The sequence below is a fragment of the Rhizobacter sp. P2_H2 genome, from assembly GCF_056403375.1.
The window spans coordinates 1-3,345 of the sequence record NZ_JBFUFP010000598.1 but is presented as its reverse complement, the minus strand read 5'-3'; the positions used below and the strand labels follow the sequence as shown (position 1 = coordinate 3,345).

Here is a 3,345-nt window from a genome sequence, read left to right as displayed (position 1 = left end):
CCGGTGGGGCCGAGCGCTGCCAGTTCGTCGCGCAGCCGGCCGTCGGCATCGAACAGCTCCTGCGGCCGGTAGCTGCGCAGCCACGCGTCGAGCTGCGCGAGGTGCTCCGGCGTCTTCACGTCGGCCAGCGGCACCTGGTGCGCCCGCCAGGTGCCTTCGACCGGCTTGCCGTCGACGGTCTTCGGGCCGGTCCAGCCCTTGGGCGTGTCGAGCACGATCATCGGCCAGCGCGGCCGCTCGACCGGGCCGCCGGCGCGCGCGCGCTGCTGGATCGCGCGGATCTCGGCCACCACGCGGTCGAGCGTCGCGGCGAGCTGCTGGTGCACCTGCGCCGGATCGCTGCCGGTCACGAAGTGCGGCGCGTAGCCATAGCCGCGCATCAGCTGCTCGAGTTCGTCGCGGCCGATGCGCGCGAGCAGCGTCGGGTTCGCGATCTTGTAGCCGTTCAGGTGCAGGATCGGCAGCACCGCACCATCAGTCGCCGGGCTCAGGAACTTGTTCGAATGCCAGCTCGCGGCCAGCGGGCCGGTCTCGGCCTCGCCGTCGCCGATCACGCAGGCGACGATCAGGTCCGGGTTGTCGAACGCGGCACCGTAGGCGTGCGCAAGCGAGTAGCCGAGTTCGCCGCCTTCGTGGATCGAGCCGGGCGTCTCCGGCGCCACGTGGCTCGGGATGCCGTACGGCCACGAGAACTGGCGGAACAGGCGGCGCATGCCGTCGCGGTCGCGCGTGATGGTCGGATAGCGCTCGGTGTACGAGCCCTCGAGCCAGGCGCTGGCGACCAGCCCCGGGCCACCGTGGCCGGGGCCGATCACGTAGATCATGTCGAGGCCGTGCGCAGCGATCACGCGGTTCAGGTGCGCGTACAGCAGGTTCAGGCCGGGCGTCGTGCCCCAGTGGCCGAGCAGGCGCGGCTTCACATGGGCTCGCGTCAGCGGCTCGTCGAGCAGCGGGTTGTCGCGCAGGTAGATCTGCCCGACCGACAGATAGTTGGCGGCGCGCCACCACGCATCGATGCGCTGCAGCTGCTCGGGCGACAGCGGCCCGGCCGGATGCCCGGCGGTGGTCATGGCGGAGTCGTTCATCGGATTCCTCCTTGCAGCGCCGATGATGGGCCGACGGGCGCCGGCCGACTATGCTGCAGATCAATACCCGCACTGAAGGCCTGCCGCGATGGAACCCCTGCTGCTCACGCTGAACGCCGGCTCGTCGTCGATCAAGCTCGGGTTGTTCCGCCTCGGCGGCGACGGGCCGTCACCGGTCGGCCGCGGCCGGCTCGACCTGCAGCAGGTGCCGCTCGTGCTGTCGCTCGAGCGCGAAGGCCGCCATGCCGAATGGCCGCTGCAGGCCCCGGTGACCGAGTCGCTGCACGAGGTGGCCGACGCGATGCTCGATGCGCTCGAGCGCGACGGCGTGCTGGCCGGCCTGCACGCGGCAGGGCACCGCGTCGTGCATGGCGGCCTGCAGCACCGCGGGCCGGTGCGCATCGACGATGCGACGCTGGCCGCGCTCGACGCGTTGACGCCGCTCGCGCCGCTGCACCAGCCGCACAGCCTGCGCCTGATCCGGGCGCTGCGGCGGCTGCGGCCGGCGCTGGTGCAGACGGCATCGTTCGACACCGCGTTCCACCTGACGCAGGACCCGCTCGCGCGCCGCTTCGCGCTGCCGCGCGCGCTGCATGACGAGGGCGTGCAGCGCTACGGTTTCCACGGGCTGTCGTATGCCTTCATCGCGCGCGAGCTGGCACGGCTCGCGCCGCAGGTGGCCGGCGGGCGCGTGGTGGTCGCGCACCTGGGCAGCGGCGCCAGCCTGTGCGGGCTGCACGCGGGCCGCAGCGTCGACACCAGCATGGGATTCTCGGCGCTGGACGGCGTGCCGATGGGCACGCGCTGCGGTGCGCTCGATGCCGGCGTGCCGCTGTACCTGATGCAGCAGCGCGGCCTGTCGCACGACGAGATCGAGGACCTGCTGTACCACCGCTCGGGGCTGCTCGGCGTGTCGGGGCTCAGCGCCGATGCACGCACGCTGCGCGACAGCGATGCGCCGGCCGCGCGCGAGGCGCTCGCGCTGTTCGCGCTGCGCTGTGCGGGCGAGGCGGCGCGCATCGCCACCACGCTCGGCGGGCTCGACGCGCTGGTGTTCACCGCCGGCATCGGCGAGCACGATGCAGCGCTGCGCGCCGCCGTGTGCGAGCGGCTCGGCTGGCTGGGCGCCGCGCTCGACGGCGATGCGAACGCGCGCCATGCGCTGCGCATCGACGTGCCCGGCAGCCGGGTGGCGTTGTTCGTGATCGCGACCGACGAGGAACGCACGATCGCCGACGAGGCCTGGGCCGTGCTGCGTTGACCCCTGCGCGAGCAGCTGCGGGTACGATGCGCGCCTCCGCCCGAAAGCCGAAAGGTTTGCCCGTGAAACTCGCCACCTGGAACGTCRACTCCCTTGCGGTGCGCCTGCCGCAGCTGATCGACTGGCTTGCGCAGCACCAGCCCGACGCGCTGGTGCTGCAGGAAACCAAGCTCACCGACGACAAGTTCCCGTCTGCCGAGATCGAGGCGGCCGGCTACCAGGTGCAGTGGTTCGGGCAGAAGACGTACAACGGCGTCGCGCTGTTGTCGCGCACGGTGGCGAGCGACATCGTCAAGAACATTCCCGGCCACGACGACGAGCAGGCGCGCGTGATCGCCGGCACGGTCAACGGCATCCGCGTGGTGGGTGCCTATATTCCGAACGGGCAATCGGTCGAGAGCGACAAGTTCCAGTACAAGCTGAAGTGGTTGACGGCGCTGCGCACCTGGCTGGCCGACGAGCTGACGCGCCACACCCACCTGGTGCTGATGGGCGACTACAACATCGCGCCGGAAGACCGCGACGTGTACGACCCGGTCGCGTGGGCCGGGCAGGTGCTGTGCACGCCGGAAGAACGCGCGCATTTCGCGGGGCTGCTGTCGCTCGGGCTGCACGACTCGTTCCGCCTGTTCGAGCAGCCGCCGAAGAGCTGGAGCTGGTGGGACTACCGCAACCTCGCGTTCCGCAAGAACCAGGGGCTGCGCATCGACCACATCCTGGTGAGCGATGCCCTGAAGGGCCAGGTCAAGTCATGCGTGATCGACAAGCCGACGCGCAAGAACGAGCGGCCGAGCGATCACGCTCCGGTGATTGCTGAGCTCTCGTGATTCTTTCTGGGCGGACGTCTGCGTTGCAAAGGCGAGTGGGGGAGTCTGTGGAGCGCCAATTAGGACGGGTCGCCGGAGCTGGCTGGTTTCGTGGCCCGCGTGCGCCAGCGCGCTTCGTGCACTGACTGTCGTCGACTGTTTGACCACAACGAACGAAGTGAGTGGAGGGAGT

Annotated in this window: 3 protein-coding genes; 2 read left to right on the top strand and 1 reads right to left on the bottom strand. The window is 70.7% G+C overall.

The features are described from left to right. Positions 1-1,085: phosphoketolase family protein (locus AC1D15_RS23145; RefSeq protein WP_477827821.1), on the bottom strand; the 1,085-nt coding region annotated here is incomplete at its 3' end. Positions 1,086-1,173: 88 nt separating this feature from the next. Here AC1D15_RS23145 and AC1D15_RS23140 point away from each other — a divergent pair. Then, complete coding sequence (locus tag AC1D15_RS23140; protein WP_477827820.1) at positions 1,174-2,346, top strand: acetate/propionate family kinase; 1,173 nt, start codon at positions 1,174-1,176, stop codon at positions 2,344-2,346. Positions 2,347-2,408: 62 nt separating this feature from the next. Next, on the top strand, positions 2,409-3,173 hold the full coding sequence (gene xth / locus AC1D15_RS23135) for an exodeoxyribonuclease III (RefSeq protein WP_477827819.1): 765 nt from the start codon (positions 2,409-2,411) through the stop codon (positions 3,171-3,173). Positions 3,174-3,345 lie beyond the last annotated feature (172 nt).

Coding starts and splice junctions, on each gene's coding strand:
- AC1D15_RS23140 (WP_477827820.1), top strand. CDS start 1,174: ATGGAACCCCTGCTGCTCACGCTGAACGCCGGCTCGTCGTCGATCAAG.